Source organism: Alienimonas chondri (assembly GCF_013036045.1).
GTDB lineage: Bacteria > Planctomycetota > Planctomycetia > Planctomycetales > Planctomycetaceae > Alienimonas > Alienimonas chondri.
Map to the genome: position 1 here is coordinate 1 of NZ_WTPX01000102.1, position 17393 is coordinate 17393.

Below are 17393 nucleotides of genomic sequence, written 5' to 3' on the forward strand. Positions count from 1 at the left end.
GCCTATCGCTCCCGCCCCGTCCACAGCCCGCGCCGCCTGACGACGGCGGCGTACGTCGACCGACATCCCCTTCAAAATCGCTCTCATGTCCCGCCCCGTCGCCCCTGCAAATTATTGCGGCCGCACCCGTCGCGAGTTCCTCCATCAGCTTGGCGGGGGGTTCGGGTCGGTGGCGCTGACCTCGATGCTCTCCGGCGACGGGTTCGCCTTCGACGATCGCGGTAACGCCGAGGCTCCGCAGAGCCTCGCCGCGGGACTGCATCATCAGCCCAAGGCGAAGAACGTCATCTTCCTGTTCATGTACGGCGGGCCGAGCCACATGGACACGTTCGACTATAAACCGGAGATGGAAGGCCGGGACGGCCAGACCGTCGAGGTGAAGACGTTCGGCCGCGGCGGGAAAAAGAACGAAGGCCGCATCGTCGAGCCGCGCTGGAAGTTCAAGCCGTACGGCGAGTGCGGAAAGATGGTCTCCGACCTGTTTCCGCACGTCGGGGAATGCGTGGACGACATCGCCTTCCTGCACAGCATGACCGCGGAAAGCCCGATTCACGGCTCCGCCATGCTGATGATGAACAGCGGCCAGCTGCTCTCCGGCGCCCCCGCGATGGGATCGTGGGTCAACTACGGCCTGGGAACGGAGAACGAGAACCTGCCCGGTTACGTCGTGATGCTCGACCCCAGCGGCGGGCCGATCAGCGGGGCGAAGAACTGGTCCAGCGGTTATATGCCCAGCAAGCTGCAGGGCACCACCTTCCGCACCGCGGCGGGGTCGCAGCCGATCTATAACCTCAAAAGCGATCGGCTGACTCCCGAAGTTCAGCGGGCCGTCATCGACGCGATCAACGACCGCAACCGCGATCACCTCGGCGGCGAAGGCCTGCCCGGCGGACGGGGGCCGAACAGCGACCTCAACGCCCGCATCGCCAGTTACGAGCTGGCCTATAACATGCAGACCGCCGCCCCGGAGGCGGTCGATCTGTCGCAGGAAACCGCGGAGACCCACAAGCTCTACGGCACGGACGACGCCAAGACGGAGGACTTCGGTCGCCGTTGTCTCGTCGCTCGCCGGCTCGTGGAACGGGGCGTGCGGTTCGTGCAGCTCTACGCCGGCGGTCACCACAACGACAATAACTGGGACGCGCACGGCGACCTGGAAGTGAACCACAACCTGCACGCCGGACGGACCGACAAGCCGGTCGCCGCGCTGCTGAAGGATCTGAAGCGTCGCGGGATGCTGGACGAAACGCTGGTCATCTGGGGCGGCGAGTTCGGCCGCCAACCGACCGCGGAGTACGCCAAGGGCAGCGGCCGCGATCACAACTCCTACGGCTTCACGATGTGGATGGCCGGCGGGGGGATTAAAGGCGGCGTGAGCGTCGGTTCGACGGATGAACTGGGCGCCCGGGCGGTCGATCAACCGATGCACGTCCGCCGGTTGCACGCCACCGTGCTGCATCAGCTGGGCCTCGACCCGAACCGGCTGACCTATTTCCACGCTGGCCTGGACCGCAAGTTGACCGGCGTGGGCGAGACGGAGCCGATCGCCGAGATCGTCTGAGGCGTTCCGAACGGGGCTTCAACGCCTGTTCGGACCCTCGGAGAGCGGCTGGAGAACGGTCGGCGCCGGGAACGGCCCCGTGCCAGCCGGTTGTGCCGGTTACGACCGTGCGGGATGATCGTGCGGCGTTCAGCACATCGCCCCTCCGCTCCGAACCAGAGAGTCTCCCATGCGTTTCGCCCCGCCGTACTTGTTTGCGGTCGCTGCCCTCTGTCTGTCCGTCCTTCCGGCCGCGACGGCACAGGAGGACGCCGAGTTGACTGAGGAAGTCGTCGAGTCGACCCCGGAAATGTCTGAGGAGGCGCTGGACGCCCTCGCGGAGAAGCTCGCCGATCGCGTGTCCAAGAAGGTCGCCAAGAAGCTCGAAGCCAAGCTCGAGGCGGACGTGGACGCCCGCGTCGCGGCGATGGAAGCCTTGCTGGACGAGAAAATCGCCCGCCTGACGGACCCGGATGCCGAGTTGCGGGCCGAGGTCGAGGCGATGATCGAGAAGATTTCCGCGGAGCGCATTCGGGACACGTATCTGAACTACGTGTCCTCGCAGTGGCCGGTCGGCGAACCCGCCGAAGAGCACGCCGTCGATCTGGCGATCGTCCTCTACGTCGTGGGAAACCGCCTCGAAGGCGACGAGCAGTACGAAGCGTTCGCGCTGGCCGGCGACATGGCTCACCTGGCCGTCGAAGCCGGCACGGCCGAGCCCGGCCGGCTGGGCAGCGTGTTCTATAACTCCGCCTGCGCCCTGGCGGTCGAGGGCGAACCGGAAGCCGCCGTCGAGGAACTCATCCTGGCCGTCAAATACGGTTTCGATGATATGGAGCAGTTGAAGACCGACGAGGATCTGGCCGCCGTCCGCGAGCTGGACGGCTTCGCGGATCGGGTCGCGGGCTGGGAAGCGGACATCCGCGAGGCCGCGATCGCCGAAGCCAAGAAGGCTCTCGCCGAAGGCGAATCCTTCCCGCTGGAGTTCACCTTCACCGATATCAAAGGCGAGGAGCACACCCTGGCCGACTATAAAGGTCAGGTCGTCATCGTGGACTTCTGGGGCACCTGGTGCCCGCCCTGCCGGGCCGAGATCCCGTCGTTCATCAAGCTGCAGGACACCTACGGCAATAAAGGTCTGCAGATCCTCGGCCTGAACTACGGCGACGAGGAAGAGCAGGCCGCCGAGTACGCCGAGGAGAACGATATGAACTACCCCACCGGCCTGGGCTCCGACGAAACCAAGGACGCCGTGCCCAACTTCCGCGGATATCCGACCACGGTGTTCGTCGGCCGGGACGGCAAAGTGCGGATGCAGGTCGTCGGCCTGCACGACTACGTCTTCCTCGACGCGGTCGTCTCCGAACTGCTCGCCGAAGCGGCCCCCGCCGAGGAAGCTGAGGAAGAGGACGCGAAGGACGACGAGCCGGAGACCACCGAGGCCGCCGGCGACGAGGTCTAACGCCGTCGTCTCACGACGCGGCCGCCGGTCCCGCTCCCGCCCGTCGCGACACGCGGCGGGTTGTGAGGCGAACGGGCGCCGGAGATAACGCGGGGCGCCGTCTGGCGACGGTGCCCCGCTTCCATGCGCCCCGCGGAGTTCGCTGCGATGGTCCGTCCGCTCCCCCGCCGTCCTGCTCTCCGCGGGTCTCTTCCCAGCGCCGGAGCGGCGCTCGTGGCCGGCGCCGTGCTCGGCCTAACGGGGTGCGGCGAAGCCCCCGTCGCCGCCCCGGTCACGACCGCCCCGACCGCGGGCGAAGCGAGCAGCGACGGTTCGACGAACCCCGGCGCCGTGATGCCGGAGAATCTGTCGCGCGACCCGGCCGCGGAGGGAGCGTCGTCTCGCCCCTCGGTTTCATCGGCCGATCCGCCATCGCCCGCGGCGGATGCGGAGGTGGCCGCCGTGCTGTCCGGCCTGCCGTCGCATCTGCAGGAGTCCTTCGCCGAACTGCCGGAGCTCTACGCCGCTCGTTCTAAAAACCCGGAAGTCGCCGCCCGTGCCGCGACCGAGCTGCAACGGGCCGGCATTCAGGCGATGGATTTCCATGAACACCGCGGCTACGCCCTGCTGGGCTACGCCGGCGAAGCGGCCGCGGCGGCGGGCGATCAATTGGCCCCGGAGCAAGCCGCGAAGATCTTTTATCACGCCGCCTGTGCGAACAGCCGGATCGGCGAAGCGACCGCGGCCACGGCGTTCCTCGACCGCGCCGCCGCCGCCGGATTCGCCGGCTGGGAGCAGGCCGCGACCGACCCCGACCTCGAAATGCTGCGGGAGATCCCCGGCTTCGAAGCCCGCCTGACCGTGTGGAAAGAGACCGCCGCCGACGCTTCGACGTCGGGGATGCCGTCGCTCGCCTCGACCGAGCCGTCCGGCTCCTCCCCGCCGCCGTCGCTCGGCGGCCCGTCGGGGGAGCAGTCGGAAGGCCTCTTCCCGTTCGACTTCGCCTATCAGGATATCAACGGCGGGACGCATCAATTGTCGGCCTATCAAGGCAACGTGGTCGTCGTGGACTTTTGGGGCACCTGGTGCCCGCCCTGCCGGGCGGAGATCCCTTCGTTTATTCAGCTTCAACAACGCTACGCCGAGGACGGCCTGCGCATCCTCGGATTGAATTATCGCGACGACGTCTCCGACATCCGGGAGTTCGTCGCAGAGTACGGCATCAATTATCCCACCGGCCCCGGGTCGGACGCGACGCGGGCCGCGGTGCCGAACTTCCGCGGCTATCCGACCACCGTCTTCGTCGGTCGCGACGGCACGGTGCGGGAGGTGCTCGTCGGGGCGCACTCCCTCGAGAAGCTGGAGGGCATCGTCACCGAGTTGCTCGCGGAGACCGTCGAACCGGAGTCCTATGCCGAATGGCCGGAGGTCCCCGAGGAACCGAAGCTGACCGACCTCAAACGCGCCCTGCGGCTGAGCGAAGACCTGGATGCCGCGGACCTGCGAGATCAGTTGGAAGAGAATTGGGAGCGGCAGTTCGAGGACGAGCCGTCCGCGGCGAACGTCGTCGCGGCGTTAAACGGGCTGGTCGAGAAGGCGGAGGAGGCCGGCGGGACCGCGGCGATCGCGCTGCCGCCGCAGGCCGGGGAGACCGCCGCTCAGATCGCGGCGGCGTTCCCGGACCTCGCCGCCGACGGCGCCGACACGTTCGCACCCCTGTTCGTCCGAGCCGCCGCGGCCCTGGAGAAGCGCAACGACTCGCGCGAGGCGCTGACGTTCCTCGAACGGGCCGCGGAGGTCGGCTGGACCGACTGGGACGCCCTCGCCGCCGACCCGGCGTTTAAGTCGCTGCGGGAGGACGACGACTATCAGGAGCGGCTCGCCCGCTGGACCGGCCCTGCTGACGCCGGCCTGAGCGACGCCGGCATGGCCAGCAGCGGGGCGTTCGGGTCCGCATCGACCCTCCCGCCCGCGGAGCAGGCCCTCGCGGATCTCGCCGCCGCGGAATCGTTCCCCTACAAGTTCATCTATCGCGACCTCGACGACGGTCGTCAGCGGCTGGCGGATTATGAAGGGAAGGTCGTCGTCGCGCACTATTGGAACACCGGGTCCGAGGCCGCCCGCGAGGAGATCCCGCACCTCATCGCCCTGCAGACCGAGCACGGCGAGCAGGGTTTGCAGGTGCTCGGTCTGAATTACGAGGAAGATTCGGTCGGCGACGTGGAAGCCTTCGTCGCGGAGCAGGGCGTGAACTATCCCGTCGGGATCGGCAACAAGCGGGCGCAGGAGGCGGTGCCCGGCTTCAGCGGCTACCCGACGACGGTGTTCGTCGGGCGGGACGGCGAAGCCCGGTTGAAGGTCGCCGGGCCGAAGTCGAAGGCGTATCTGGAAGCCGTGGCGACGGCTCTCTTGGAAGAGCCGGCAGAGGAATCGGCGCTAGAACCTGCGTCAGAATCGGCGCCGGCCGATTAAGGGGAATTTGCTGACGCCGTCTCTCAGGAGGTCCGGGCGACGCAGAACTGATCGGACGTCGCCGTTACACTCCCGAGGCTTGCCCGCCGCTCCGCCGTTGCCTGCTGACTGATGGACTTTCTCACCGCCGGTACGTTTCTGCTGTTCACCGGACTGGTGGCCGGGCTGACGTATTATTTCACCCGCGGCAAAGAACTGGGCACCGGCGAGGGGTACTTCCTCGCCGGCCGCAGCCTGACCGGCGGCGTGATCGCCGGCTCGCTGCTGCTCACGAACCTCTCGACCGAGCAGCTGGTCGGTCTGAACGGCGGGGCGTTCGACGAGGGACTCAGCGTGTTCGCCTGGGAGGTGATCGCCGCGTTCAGCATGGTGCTGATGGCGTTGGTCTTCCTGCCCAAGTATCTGGCCCGCGGCGTCGCCACGGTGCCGCAGTTCCTGGAGGGCAGCTTCGGTCCGAAGACGCGGGCGGTCAGCACGTTGATGTTCGTGCTGGCGGACTCCCTCATCACCCTGCCGGTCGTCTTATACACCGGGGCGACGGCGATTATCGGGGTGCTGGGACTCGACGTGATGACCGGCCTCGGCGACGACCCGTTGGCGGCGAACTTCGAGGCGGAGAAAGCCACGCTGCTGTGGGGACTGGTGATCGCGTTGGGCGTGGTGGGCAGTTGTTATGCGGTATTCGGCGGACTGCGGGCGGTGGCGTTCAGCGACGTGATCAACGGCATCGGCCTGCTGATCGGCGGTCTCTTGATCGCCTACCTGAGCCTTCAGGCGGTCGCGGAGAAAAGCCCCACGGCGGACAACGTCGTCGAGGCTTTCCAAGAGATGAAAGAGACTCGCAGCGATTTATACGAATCGTTGCAGGAAGATTATCGAGCGGTCGGTCCCCTCAAGGACGCCCGCAAGGCGTTGCAGGATCGGCGGAAGGAATGGGACGCCCTGAACGCGGAGGAACGCACCGGCGTCGAGCCGACCGCGTCCGTGGGGCTGACGGAGTCCCTCGCCTATCTGAAGGCCGAGGATGCCGAGGCGTACGCGAAGATCACCCCGACGGTGCGGGAGAAGGCGGAGGAGGTGGGCATCGACGCCCCGGCGGACGCCGACCCGCTGGAGTTGGCGAAGGAACTGCGGACGCAAAGCCCGCCGGTCGAATACGAACGCCTCAGCCGGCGGACGCTGAAAGATCCGACGATCCCGTGGTCGACGCTGCTCTCCGGCGTGCTGTTGGTGAACCTCTTTTATTGGTGCACCAACCAGCAGATCATCCAGCGGACGCTGGCCGCCGACGGCCTCGCCAACGGGCAGAAGGGCGTGCTGCTCGCCGCGGGGTTCAAGCTGCTTGCCCCGATCGTGATGGTCATCCCCGGCCTGGCGGCGCTGCACCTGTACGGCTCCGACCTGGTCGGCGGCGGAAAGGTCACCAAGGGCATCGAAGCCTACGGCGTGCTGGTGGCGGACGTGCTGCCGAGGTGGCTGCTGGGGTTCTTCGCGGCGGTGGTGTTCGGCGCGATTCTGAGCACGTTCAATAGCGTGTTGAACTCCACGGCGACGCTGTTCAGCCTCGGCGTCTATAAAGCGCAGATCAACCCGGAGGCGACCGAGGCCCAGCAGGTGCGGGTCGGGCAGATCTTCGGCGCCCTGGTGGCCGTCACCGCGGTGATCGGCGGGCCGCTGCTGGGCGGGGTCGAAGGGATCTTCGACTTCCTTCAGCAGATGCGAGGACTGTATTTCATCCCCATCTTCGCCGTGACGCTGTGGGCCTTTAACTCCCGCCGCCTGCCGGACTGGGCCGGCGCCGTCTCGATCCTCGGCGGCGCCACGGCCGTGGGGATGAAGTACTGGGTGCCCGGCTGGAACGACGCCGTCGATAGCGTGATGCACAACTGGCACTTCATCGGCTGCGTGTTCACCGCGCTGGTAATCTTCCTGGCGGTGGTGTTGAAGGTCGCCCCGGTCCCGGCCAAGCCGGAACTTCCGCCCTCGCCCGTCGATATGACCCCCTGGAAGTGGGCCGTCCCGGCCGGCGTGCTGCTGGTGCTGGGCGTGCTGGGGCTGTACCTCGCCTTCCTGTAAGCGGGAATGGACCGGGGGAACGCGTCCCCCGCTTCGCCGTCGCCGTTAGGCGGCGCGCCCGCTCATAAAGGCGCGCCGCCTAACGGCGACGGCGAAGCGGGGCGAGCCGAGAAGGGACTACACTTTTAATTCGCCCGCGTCGCCGGTGAGGGTGTCGGGGTAACGCTGGCGGATCGGGGCGACGACGTCCGCGATGAACCGGCGGGTCTGCTCCGGGGCGCGGCCGATGTATTTGACCGGGTCGAGCGCGGCGGAGAGATCCACGCCGGCGAAGGCGTCATCGGCCTGCAGGCGGGCGATCAGGTCGTTCGCTTCGCCCTGCTCCTTGACCACCTTGCCGGCGTCGCGGGAGTGCACCCGCACCCGTTCGTGCAGATCCTGCCGATCGCCGCCGGCTTCGACGCCGGCCATCAGCACGGCTTCGGTCGCCATGAAGGGCAGTTCGGAAGCGAGGTTCGCCGCGATCACCTTCGGGTAGACCAGCAGCCCGCCGGCGACGTTGGCGTAGATCAGCAAGCAGGCGTCGACGGCCAGGAAGCTCTGCGGCAGGCTCAACCGGCGGTTGGCGCTGTCGTCGAGGGTCCGTTCGAGCCACTGCGTCGCGGCGGTGTCGTCGCCGTTGGCGGCGAGGGAGAGGGCGAACCGGGCCAGCCCGCACATCCGCTCGGCCCGCATGGGGTTCCGCTTGTAGGCCATCGCGGAACTGCCGATCTGCTTGTCGCCCTGCGGCTCCTCCAACTCCTTGCGGTGCTGGAGGATGCGCAGGTCGGTCCCCGCCTTATGACAGCTCTGCCCGACGCCGGAGAGCGTCGCCAACACCATCGCGTCGACCTTGCGGGGGTAGGTCTGCCCGGTGACGGCGTAGCTCTCCGCGAAGTCCATCTTCGCCCGCACCAGTTCGTCCAGCTTGTCGACCTGCGACCCGTCCCCGCCGAACAACTGCAGGAAGGTCGCCTGCGTGCCGGTCGTGCCCTTCACCCCACGAAACTTGAGGCGGTCGAGGCGGTGTTCGACCTCTTCCAAGTCCAAGCAGAGATCCTGACACCACAACGTCGCCCGTTTGCCCACCGTGGTCGGTTGAGCCGGTTGAAGGTGGGTGAAACCGAGGCAGGGTTCGTCCGCCCACGCCTCGGCGAAGCGGCCGAGGGCGTCGATCACCCGCACCAGCCGGGTGCGGAGCAGTTCGAGGGCCCGGCGGGTCTGGATCAGCTCCGCGTTGTCGGTGACGAAGCAGCTCGTCGCCCCGAGGTGAATGATCGGCCGGGCGTCGGGGCAAACCTCGCCCCAGGCGTGGACGTGGGCCATCACATCGTGGCGGAGGTCCTTCTCGAACTTCGCCGCGAGGGTGAAGTCGTCGTCGGAGAGATCCAGCGACCCACGCATCTGCTCCAGCGCGGCGTCGGGGATGTCGAGCCCGAGTTCCTGCTGCGACTCCGCCAGCGCCAACCACAACCGCCGCCAGAGGCCGTGCTTGGTGCGGGCGCTCCACACCTCCGCCATCGCATCGGAGGCGTAACGGGTGAGGAGGGGATTTTCGTAGCGATCGTGGCTCATGGCGGGGAGTCTACCCGCCCGGCTGCAATCCTCGAACCGCCCCGTTCACCAGTCCATGTCGTCGTCCTCGCCCTCCGGTTCGATCGTGCGGGCGACCCATTCGCTCCACGCGGCAAGCGCTTCGTCAGAGGCCCCGTTCGCGATCAACCGATCGCGGACGGGGCCGGTTTCGGTTTTGAGTTCGGGGAAGGCGAGGAGGCACATCTTGAGATCCCGCCGGTCGGTGTCGCCCTTGGCCCGTTCGCCCCGTGCGTGGGCGGAGGCCACTTTATTGGCGATCAATTCGGCCGGGGCAACGACGGTCACTCCGCCGACGTCCCGTGTCGGCGGGAACGTTTCGACGGGTCGCACATCGACGAGATGGCGGTTCCCCTCTTTCCGCTTCTGGTAGACCCGGTACCCGATCCCGCCGCGGACGCTGCGAACTCTCACCGCGAAGCCGAAGCGGTCGTTCAAGAACTGACGCAGTTCCTCGGCGAAGTCTTCGCCGCGGGTGGTCAGCACGTCCACGTCTTCCGTCGACCGGCTTTCGGAGACGTAGGCGTTCACCGCCTGCGCCCCGAACACGACGGCGTCGTCGCGGCCGGAGAGGAACTCCAGCACGGCGGCCTGCACAATCGCGGCGGGATGCGGTTCCTGCGACACGAACTCGCGAAGGGAGAGGGAGCCGGTGGCGAACATACCGGCAGTCTAACATCGGTTACGGGCAGGAGGTGCGCATGGGAGAGCGGCTACGGCGCCGCCATGCACCCGTGTTTCCAACGCCTATCCGGGACGCGACGCACGCACGGCATCCGACCAGTCAACCTGCGCTTCGATGTAACGGATCTGCAACTGCGGGCCGGCCTCAGACGCCGAATACCCATAGTCCGAAACGGCAAGCTCGATGACTCGCCGCACAAGGCGATTGGTGACGACCAGTTGATCGCCGCGAGATATCCCGCGCGACATCCCATGGGCGTCAGTCGCCCAATCGATCGTTTCGTGGTAGCCGAACCCGACGCCGATCGTTGGTCCAACATCGCTCGCCGGCCAGATGGCGAGGGAGATGAAGCCGTCATTTCCATTAGCACGCCATCGGTACTCGACTTCGTCAACGACGATGCGGCGCGATCCTTTAAAGCGTTCGGCCATCGTGTAGTGAAGGGTTTGAGTCGGTCAGTGAAGCCTACGCCACCGCGGCCGCCCCGACGCTCCGCACGTCGCGCACCTCGCCGGCCAGCGCGGCGGCGGCGACCATCGCCGGGCTCATCAGCAACGTGCGACCCGTCGGGCTGCCCTGGCGGCCTTTGAAGTTGCGGTTGGAACTGCTGGCGCACAGTTCGCGGCCCTGCAATTTGTCCGGGTTCATGGCGAGGCACATCGAACAGCCGGCCTGGCGCCAGTCGAAGCCGGCTTCGCTGAAGATCGTGTGCAGGCCTTCGGCCTCGGCGGCGGCGCGGACGCGTTGGCTGCCGGGGACGACCAGCGCCCGGACGCGGTCCGGCACCCGGCCGCCGGCGGCCTTCACCACGGCGGCGGCTTCGCGGAGGTCGCTCAGGCGGCCGTTCGTGCAGGAGCCGATGAAGGCCACGTCGATCGGCGTGCCTTCCAGCTTCTGCCCGCCCTCCAGGCCCATGTAGGTCAGGGCTTCCTGCACGGCGAAGCGTTCGCCTTCGGGCAGTTCGGCCGGGTCGGGGAGGTTCCCGCCGACGCCGATGCTCTGGCCGGGGTTGATGCCCCAGGTGACGGTGGGTTCGATCTCGGAAGCCAGCAGGTGGACCTCGTCGTCGTAGCGGGCGTCCTCCGGGCTGGCGAGGCTCAGCCACCACTCGGCGGCCTTCTCGAACGCTTCGCCGGTGGGGACGGCGTCGCGGCCGCGGAGGTATTCGACGGTGGTTTCGTCCGGGCAGACGTAGCCGCAGCGGGCGCCGCCCTCGATGGACATGTTGCAGACGGTCATCCGCTCCTCCATCGACATGTTGCGGAACACGTCGCCGGCGTACTCGTAGGCGTAGCCGACGCCGCCCTGCACGCCGAGGTGGTTGATGATCGCCAGCGCCACGTCTTTCGCGGTCACGCCGGGGCCGAGTTCCCCGTCGACGCTCACTTTGCGGACCTTCGGCTTCGCCAGCGCCATCGTGCCGGTGGCGAGGACGTGGGCGACCTGGCTCGTGCCGATGCCCAGCGCGATCGTGCCGAAGGCGCCGTGGGTGCTGGTGTGGCTGTCGCCGCAGACGATCGTCATGCCCGGCTGCGTCAGGCCGCGCTCCGGGCCGACGACGTGGACGATGCCCTGATCGCCATTCTCCGGGGAGAGCAGCTGCACGCCGAAGTCGCGGCAGTTCGTCTCGATGGCCTCCATCATCTCCTCGGCCAGCGAGTCCCGCAGCGGGCGGAGCTGGTTGTCGGTGGGGATGATGTGGTCGACGGTGGCGACGGTGCGCTCGGGGTAGGCGACCTTCAGATCGCGTTCCCGCAGCATCGCGAACGCCTGCGGGCTGGTGACCTCGTGGATGAGGTGCAACCCGATCAGCAGTTGGGTCTGCCCGCCGGCCAGGGTGCGGACGGCGTGGGCGTCCCAGACTTTGTCGAACAGATTCGGGGCGGACATAGGGCGAAAGCGGGGCGGGCGAGCTGGATCAACGATGTGTCGGGCCGTGATTCTAACGTCCCGTGCGATCAGGACACGGCGACCGGCGCCCCGGGTTCGGGTGAACCGCCGACGCCGGCCGGCCGTTCCAGTCCCAAACCCCTTTTCCTATCGGACGATTTCTCAATGACTCACATGGCTGCGAGCGACGGCGAAACCGCCACCTCGCAGGGCGCCGTTTCCCATCCGCCCTGCCCGATCTGCGCCGAAGGCGTGCTGGTCCCGCTGAACTCCCTCACGTTCTGGGCCTGCACGACGCCCGCCTGCACCTACACGATCTCCGGCAGTATGTCCGCCATCACCTACTACAAAGGACACGCCGTCGCTGAGAAGGAGGAGAAAGGCGGCAAACGGTGGGTGAAATTCAGCTTCTAACCCGCGGCCCGACAGTGTGGCGAACGGGGCGTCGCGGCGGGGGCGGCGATACGATGCCGCGATCCCCCGCGATCGAAGGTTTCCGATGCTTGCCTCTCGCCCCGCTGCCCGGTCGGCCGGACTGGCGCTGCTTGCCCTGCTGCTCACGGCGTCGCCGGCGCCGGCCCAAAAATACACGGACGCCGCCGCGGCGGTGAGAGCCGGGTTCGGGCATCTGCGCACCCGCGACTACGAGGCCGCCGTCGGCCCGCTGGAGGACGCCCGCGATCTGCTCTCCGAAGGCCGAGCCGCGAACGCTCAACCCAGCCGCGACCTGCTGAACGTCCAGCGGGCGTTGCTGACGACCTACGGCGAACTGGGCGAGACGGAGGACTACTGGGACACCGGCGACTGGATCCTGAGGCACGCCGATTCTCCCGCGACGCGGTCGCTGACGATGCGGGCGATGCGTCGCTACGCCCGCGGGAAGCGGGACCGCGATCAACTGCGCGAGCACTACGAAGCGGCGCTGACCGCCGACCCGAACGACCGCATCGCCCTCCGCCTGTTGTCTGAACTGGCGGAGGACGACCGCGATCCGAAGGCCGCCGCGGAACGGCTCGGCCGCTTGATCGACCTGGACGCCGCCACGCCCGCCGGCCCGGACCGCCGCGATCGAGCGGAGTACGCCCGGTTGCTGGAGCAGTCCGACGAACATGAGCGGGCCGCGACGCTGTTCGCCGAACTCGCCGCGGAGGCGGAGCAACTCGAGGCGGCCCGCGCGGAGAACGGCGAGAACGGCGGGCGGGCGGACGGGGAGGACGCGACGCCGTTCGGTCCCTCGCTGACCGCCGCGAACCTGCATCTCAAAACCGCTCGGAATTGGCTGGAAGCCGATCGCACCGATGAGGCCCGCGAGGCCGCCGCGACCGCCGATCGATTGGGCGACGCGGGACTGGACACGCCGCACGATTACTACTTCCACAGCTTCCTCGGCGGCGTGTGGGCGAAGCTGGACGAACCGGCCAAGGCGCTGCCGCACTTTGAGAAAGCGGCGGAGGTCGCCACGATCGACGGCTACCGCAAGTCCTCCCGCGAAGCGGCCCAGAAGGCCCGCGACGCGATCGCCGCCTCGGACCAGTAAAGGTCGTCGATGAGCGGCATGCGCTCCTTCCGTCGCAACGCTCGGCGGTTGAGGCGGACCCGGCGGCGGTCAGGCCGCGCGGCTCGTGGGAGGTTTCGACTCGCCCTGTCGGCGTTCGGGCTGCGAATCACGGTCGGGGCGGCGGCGGTCGCCGGGGGAATCGCCCTGATCGTCTGGACGCTTTCGCTGCCTCCGGCGGAGCGCCCCCGCACCCGTCGCGGCGGCGGTCTCACGCTGGGGGCGCTGCTGATCGTCGTCGGTCTGATCGTTCTCCGGTCCGCGTGGCGGCAGGCGCGAGGCGGTCCGACGTTCGGCTCCGGCGATCTGTTCGCCGATCGCAATGAGGCTCCGCCCCGCGACGACACGTAACCTGACTTCGCCAAACGCCCTTCCTTGTTTGGGGAGCGAAGATTAGAAGCTGGCGATCACTAAGGATCCCGCACCGACCGCGAACGCCGTCCCCATGAGTCCTGCTGCCGTGGTCTCTTCCAACGACACCAAACAACTCGCCGCGGCTCGTAAGGCGATCGCGCATCTGCGGGAGACGGTCGACGCCCCGTTCAGCATCGAGCTGTGGGACGGCAGCCGGGAGCCGCTGGGTTCCAACCCGCATCCCGAGCTGCGGATCGCGCTGGCCGGGCCGGGGGTGATCGGGACGCTGATCCGCCGACCGACGCTGGACAACGCGGTTCGCCTGTACGCGACCGGGCAGATCGAGTTCCGCGGCGGCAGCCTGATCGACTTCGGCGATCTCGCCCGGGTGCCGGGCAGCACGAAGAAGCTGCGGGGCGTCTCCAAGAAAACGCTCCTCAAAGCGGCGTTGCCGTTCCTGTTCAGCAAAGCGGAAACCCCCGTTCAGCACGACTATCGCGGCGAGGACGACACCGGCCGCGACGCCTCGAAGCGGGACAACAGCGACTATATTCGCTTCCATTACGACCTCGGCAACGACTTCTACAAGCTGTTTCTCGACCCGCGGATGCAATACTCCTGCGGTTATTTCACCGACTGGGACAACACGCTCGAACAGGCCCAGCACGACAAGCTGGATATGATCTGCCGCAAGCTGCGGCTCAAGCCGGGCGAGAAGATGCTCGATATCGGCTTCGGCTGGGGCGGCCTGGTCATTCACGCCGCCCAGAACTACGGCGTGCAGGCCCACGGCGTGACGCTCAGCGAGGAACAGTTCGCCTATACCTCCGACAAGGTGAAGGAACTGGGTCTGGAGGATCAGATTACGCTGGAGATCAAGGACTATTCCAAGCTGACGGGGACGTACGACAAGATCTCCTCGATCGGCATGTACGAGCACGTCGGCATCGATAACTTGCCGACCTATTTCCGCACGCTGTGGGGGTTGCTGCGGGATCGCGGGATCCTGCTGAACCACGGCATCACCCGCCGCAGCAAAGGCAGCACGAAGGCGTTTCGGCGGATGCGGCCGGAGCACAAACTGATCGCGAAATATATCTTCCCCGGCGGGGAGCTGGACCATATCGGCAACACCGTGCAAACGCTCGAGGCCCGGCGGTTCGAGGTGCACGACGTCGAAGACTGGCGCGAACATTACGGCCTCACCACCCGCAAATGGGCGGAGCGATTGGCCGAGCGGAAAGAGGAGGCGATCGAGATGGTCGGTCCCGAGCGGTATCGCCTGTGGGAAGGCTATCTCGCCGGCGTGAGCTTCGCGTTTATGGACGGGAGCCTGCGGATTTATCAGGTCGTCGCCAGCAAGCACGCGGCGAAAGGCCGGTCCGAACTGCCGCCGACGCGGGCTGATCTGTATGAGACGCGCGAAGCGGCGTGACAACGCACTCCCCTCTCCCCTTTTTTAGGGGAGAGGGGTCGGGGGTGAGGGGGCTGGAGCGGCCCGAGAACCTGATACGGTCCCATCGTTCTCCCATCCCGCCCATCCGTCGCCGCAGGAATAAAAGTGGGCGAGGGTTCGCCACCCTCACCCCCGGCCCCTCTCCCTGAGGGAGAGGGGAGCACGTTGATCGGAGACGACGATCGGGGACGACCCGCACAGCGGACCCTACACTGCCCGCGTGTCCTCCCCCGCTCCCGCCGTCGACCTCGACCGGCTGCTGGCCGCGGCGCGGTCGATGCGGCGGCCGCTGGAACTGCCGCGGGAGTGCTTCGCGGCGAAGGTCGGGGCGGCGTTGATCACCGCGGCGGGCGATCTGTTCACGGGGGTGAACCTCGATTTGGCCTGCGGGATTGGCTTCTGCGCGGAGCACAGCGCCGTCGCGGAGATGCTGAAGACCCGGCAGACCCGCGTGGCGGCGGTCGCCGCGGTGGGCCGTCGCGGGGTGCTCCCGCCCTGCGGGCGCTGCCGGGAACTGCTCATTCAGATCGACGCGGCCAACGCGGAGACCGCGGTGCTCGTCGCCCCCGGCGTGACCGTCCCGCTGGGCGACCTGCTGCCCCGCCACTGGTATCCCTCCGAAGCCGAGGAAGAGGCGTAACGCCGAGGTTCCGCGGCGCCTCGGCGTTACACTCGCGGCATGAGTGAATCCCTCACCGACGAACAGATCGCCCTCCAGGTGACCGACCTGCTGGCGCACCTGTGGATGGTGCGGACGTTCGTGAAGCACTCGGAGGAGGCGGAGGAGTACGAGGACCTGCTGGAACTGCCGCGGGTGGCCTTCGACGTGGCCCGCGCGGTCGAAACCCGGCTTGACGACGTGCCGGCCCTTCGACGTATGCTCGCCAAGAAGGTGCCCAAACTGCGGCGCGCCGTGGACGAGTTCCGCGTGAACGCCGCCGCGGCCAGCACGCACACCAACTGGCAACAGGCGGTGGTCAGCCTCGACGCCGTCGTCGCCGGTCTCGCGGCGCTGCTGCCGCCGAAGGTCGCCCCGCCGGCGTCCCCCCGACTGCCAACCTCCCCCCGTCCCTCCGCTTCGCCGCCTCGTCCCGCTCCGTGACCGTCTCATCGCACCCGCACGCTGGACGGGGGCATGCGGGACGGGACGATCAGGAAGACGACGGCACGGTGACGATGTTCGCCCCCACGCTCCCCCCGGTCCCCCGGCGGAGCGAAGCCCGGTGGGAACCGCGGCCCGAACGCCCGCCGGCCCGTCCGCCGTCGCGGATCGCGGAACTCTTTGCGGATGAAGAGGCAGAGGCGGACGCCGCGTCCCCGGCGCCCGAGCGGCCCTCGCGGACCGTCGCTCCGCAGGCGGTTCCCGTGACCGTCCGCAGCGAACCGCGCTTCGCGAGGGAGGAGGCGACGGACGAGGCGACGGAGGACTTGAGGGGCGAGGCGACCGCATCGCCCGTGCGGGCGGAACCGATCTGGGTGGGCGTGGCCCGCGGGGTCTCAGCGGCGCTCGCGGCGGGGGCGGCGACCGGCGCCGTCTGCGTGCTGCGGCCCGGGAGTCAGGCCGGTCCCGGGTGGCTCGAACATCTCGCCTCGCTGCCGGATGCGGTCGTCGGCCCGGCGCTGGCGTACTGCGGCACGGCGCTGGGGCTGTTCGCGGTGAAAGCGGCCCTGCCGGCGCCGACCCGCTGGGGGGCGGCGCTGGCGGCGCTCGCGCTGGGCGGCGTCGCGATCAAAGCCGCGGTGTCTGACGGCTTGGCGGAGGGATTCGGCCCCGCGCTGAGTTGGCAGATCGCCGTCTGCTGCCTGCTGGCCTTGGCGGGCGCCTGTTGGAATCCCGGAACCAAAGCGGTCCGCGGCGGTCGGCTGGCCCCGCTGATCGGCCTGCTGGTCTGCGGACTGACCTTTCCCCTCGCCGACGGGGTTCTGGGCGAAGCGAACCCCGAAGACCGCTCCCCGCAGGTCGCCGCCCGGGCGGTGATGGGTTGGTGGGGCGAGGCGCTGCGATTCACCCCGACCGACGCGGCACGCTAGGCTCCGTCCCTCTCGGGGTCGCTCCCGCCGGGCCACGTCGTGAGCCCGAAGCGGGAGCGGCGGCTCGAACGACGCCCGGCCGATGCGTGCGCATCCGGCTTACATACGGAGATCGATTCATGCGTTCCCTCACCGGTTGTCTGCTCTCCGCGATGCTGGCCAGCGGGCTGACCGTCTGGCTGGTCGACGGTCGGCCGCAGTCCGCGTCGGCCGAACCCGCCGCGCAACTCGCCGCCCCGCCGCAGCTCCCGGCGCTGCCGGAGGATCCGCCCCCGTCCTTCGAACCGGTCCCCCGCGCCGGCGCCTGGAGCGCCGCATTGC

The 17393-nt window shown here is 68.3% G+C and carries 15 protein-coding genes and 1 pseudogene; 12 read left to right on the plus strand and 4 right to left on the minus strand.

Annotation, left to right across the window (positions count from 1 at the left end; all coding sequences use genetic code 11):
• The first annotated feature begins 85 nt into the window (after positions 1–85).
• The 4 genes from LzC2_RS14565 to LzC2_RS14580 all read left to right on the plus strand — a co-directional run bounded on the left by LzC2_RS14565 (position 86) and on the right by LzC2_RS14580 (position 7529).
• Positions 86–1561, plus strand: a complete 1476-nt coding sequence (locus LzC2_RS14565; protein WP_171188266.1) for a DUF1501 domain-containing protein — start codon at positions 86–88, stop codon at positions 1559–1561.
• 169 nt (positions 1562–1730) lie between these two features.
• Positions 1731–3002, plus strand: coding sequence for a TlpA disulfide reductase family protein (locus tag LzC2_RS14570; RefSeq protein WP_171188268.1), 1272 nt, complete (start codon positions 1731–1733; stop codon positions 3000–3002).
• Positions 3003–3149: 147 nt separating this feature from the next.
• Positions 3150–5453: a redoxin domain-containing protein gene (locus LzC2_RS14575; RefSeq protein ID WP_171188271.1), complete on the plus strand. Its 2304-nt coding sequence runs from the start codon at positions 3150–3152 to the stop codon at positions 5451–5453.
• A 111-nt stretch (positions 5454–5564) separates the two neighbouring features.
• Positions 5565–7529 (plus strand): sodium:solute symporter family transporter, encoded by a 1965-nt coding sequence (locus tag LzC2_RS14580; protein ID WP_171188273.1) that lies wholly within the window; start codon positions 5565–5567, stop codon positions 7527–7529.
• Between the two features lie 117 nt (positions 7530–7646).
• Here LzC2_RS14580 and purB read toward each other — a convergent pair whose 3' ends face one another.
• The 4 genes from purB to leuC all read right to left on the minus strand — a co-directional run bounded on the left by purB (position 7647) and on the right by leuC (position 11676).
• Positions 7647–9083, minus strand: coding sequence for an adenylosuccinate lyase (gene purB / locus LzC2_RS14585; RefSeq protein ID WP_171188275.1), 1437 nt, complete (start codon positions 9081–9083; stop codon positions 7647–7649).
• Between the two features lie 45 nt (positions 9084–9128).
• Entirely contained in the window at positions 9129–9764 is a 636-nt protein-coding gene (locus LzC2_RS14590; protein ID WP_171188277.1) for a nucleotidyl transferase AbiEii/AbiGii toxin family protein, read from the minus strand.
• A gap of 84 nt (positions 9765–9848) precedes the next feature.
• Entirely contained in the window at positions 9849–10217 is a 369-nt protein-coding gene (locus tag LzC2_RS14595) for a hypothetical protein (RefSeq protein WP_171188279.1), read from the minus strand.
• Between the two features lie 34 nt (positions 10218–10251).
• Positions 10252–11676 (minus strand): 3-isopropylmalate dehydratase large subunit, encoded by a 1425-nt coding sequence (leuC, locus tag LzC2_RS14600; RefSeq protein ID WP_171188281.1) that lies wholly within the window; start codon positions 11674–11676, stop codon positions 10252–10254.
• Between the two features lie 165 nt (positions 11677–11841).
• Between leuC and LzC2_RS14605 the strand changes: the two genes are divergently transcribed.
• From LzC2_RS14605 to LzC2_RS14640, 8 genes and pseudogenes are all read left to right on the plus strand, one after another.
• Positions 11842–12090, plus strand: a complete 249-nt coding sequence (locus LzC2_RS14605; protein ID WP_171188283.1) for a hypothetical protein — start codon at positions 11842–11844, stop codon at positions 12088–12090.
• 85 nt (positions 12091–12175) lie between these two features.
• Positions 12176–13213 (plus strand): tetratricopeptide repeat protein, encoded by a 1038-nt coding sequence (locus tag LzC2_RS14610; RefSeq protein WP_171188284.1) that lies wholly within the window; start codon positions 12176–12178, stop codon positions 13211–13213.
• Between the two features lie 18 nt (positions 13214–13231).
• The gene (locus LzC2_RS14615) at positions 13232–13582 is read left to right on the plus strand and encodes a hypothetical protein (protein WP_171188287.1); all 351 of its coding nucleotides are present in this window, start codon (positions 13232–13234) and stop codon (positions 13580–13582) included.
• 94 nt (positions 13583–13676) lie between these two features.
• Complete coding sequence (locus LzC2_RS14620) at positions 13677–15020, plus strand: class I SAM-dependent methyltransferase (RefSeq protein WP_171188289.1); 1344 nt, start codon at positions 13677–13679, stop codon at positions 15018–15020.
• 241 nt (positions 15021–15261) lie between these two features.
• A complete protein-coding gene (locus tag LzC2_RS14625; RefSeq protein WP_206678729.1) occupies positions 15262–15681 on the plus strand; it encodes a cytidine deaminase family protein in 420 nt (139 codons plus the stop codon).
• A 39-nt stretch (positions 15682–15720) separates the two neighbouring features.
• Positions 15721–16143 (plus strand): amidohydrolase, encoded by a 423-nt coding sequence (locus LzC2_RS14630; protein ID WP_174977614.1) that lies wholly within the window; start codon positions 15721–15723, stop codon positions 16141–16143.
• Entirely contained in the window at positions 16140–17072 is a 933-nt protein-coding gene (locus LzC2_RS14635) for a hypothetical protein (RefSeq protein ID WP_171188291.1), read from the plus strand. The genes LzC2_RS14630 and LzC2_RS14635 overlap by 4 nt, the downstream gene beginning before the upstream one ends.
• A 119-nt stretch (positions 17073–17191) precedes the next feature.
• Positions 17192–17393: pseudogene (locus LzC2_RS14640) on the plus strand (hypothetical protein); the annotation flags it as partial.

Coding starts and splice junctions, on each gene's coding strand:
- LzC2_RS14565 (WP_171188266.1), top strand. CDS start 86: ATGTCCCGCCCCGTCGCCCCTGCAAATTATTGCGGCCGCACCCGTCGC.
- LzC2_RS14570 (WP_171188268.1), top strand. CDS start 1,731: ATGCGTTTCGCCCCGCCGTACTTGTTTGCGGTCGCTGCCCTCTGTCTG.
- LzC2_RS14575 (WP_171188271.1), top strand. CDS start 3,150: ATGGTCCGTCCGCTCCCCCGCCGTCCTGCTCTCCGCGGGTCTCTTCCC.
- LzC2_RS14580 (WP_171188273.1), top strand. CDS start 5,565: ATGGACTTTCTCACCGCCGGTACGTTTCTGCTGTTCACCGGACTGGTG.
- purB (WP_171188275.1), bottom strand. CDS start 9,083: ATGAGCCACGATCGCTACGAAAATCCCCTCCTCACCCGTTACGCCTCC.
- LzC2_RS14590 (WP_171188277.1), bottom strand. CDS start 9,764: ATGTTCGCCACCGGCTCCCTCTCCCTTCGCGAGTTCGTGTCGCAGGAA.
- LzC2_RS14595 (WP_171188279.1), bottom strand. CDS start 10,217: ATGGCCGAACGCTTTAAAGGATCGCGCCGCATCGTCGTTGACGAAGTC.
- leuC (WP_171188281.1), bottom strand. CDS start 11,676: ATGTCCGCCCCGAATCTGTTCGACAAAGTCTGGGACGCCCACGCCGTC.
- LzC2_RS14605 (WP_171188283.1), top strand. CDS start 11,842: ATGACTCACATGGCTGCGAGCGACGGCGAAACCGCCACCTCGCAGGGC.
- LzC2_RS14610 (WP_171188284.1), top strand. CDS start 12,176: ATGCTTGCCTCTCGCCCCGCTGCCCGGTCGGCCGGACTGGCGCTGCTT.
- LzC2_RS14615 (WP_171188287.1), top strand. CDS start 13,232: ATGCGCTCCTTCCGTCGCAACGCTCGGCGGTTGAGGCGGACCCGGCGG.
- LzC2_RS14620 (WP_171188289.1), top strand. CDS start 13,677: ATGAGTCCTGCTGCCGTGGTCTCTTCCAACGACACCAAACAACTCGCC.
- LzC2_RS14630 (WP_174977614.1), top strand. CDS start 15,721: ATGAGTGAATCCCTCACCGACGAACAGATCGCCCTCCAGGTGACCGAC.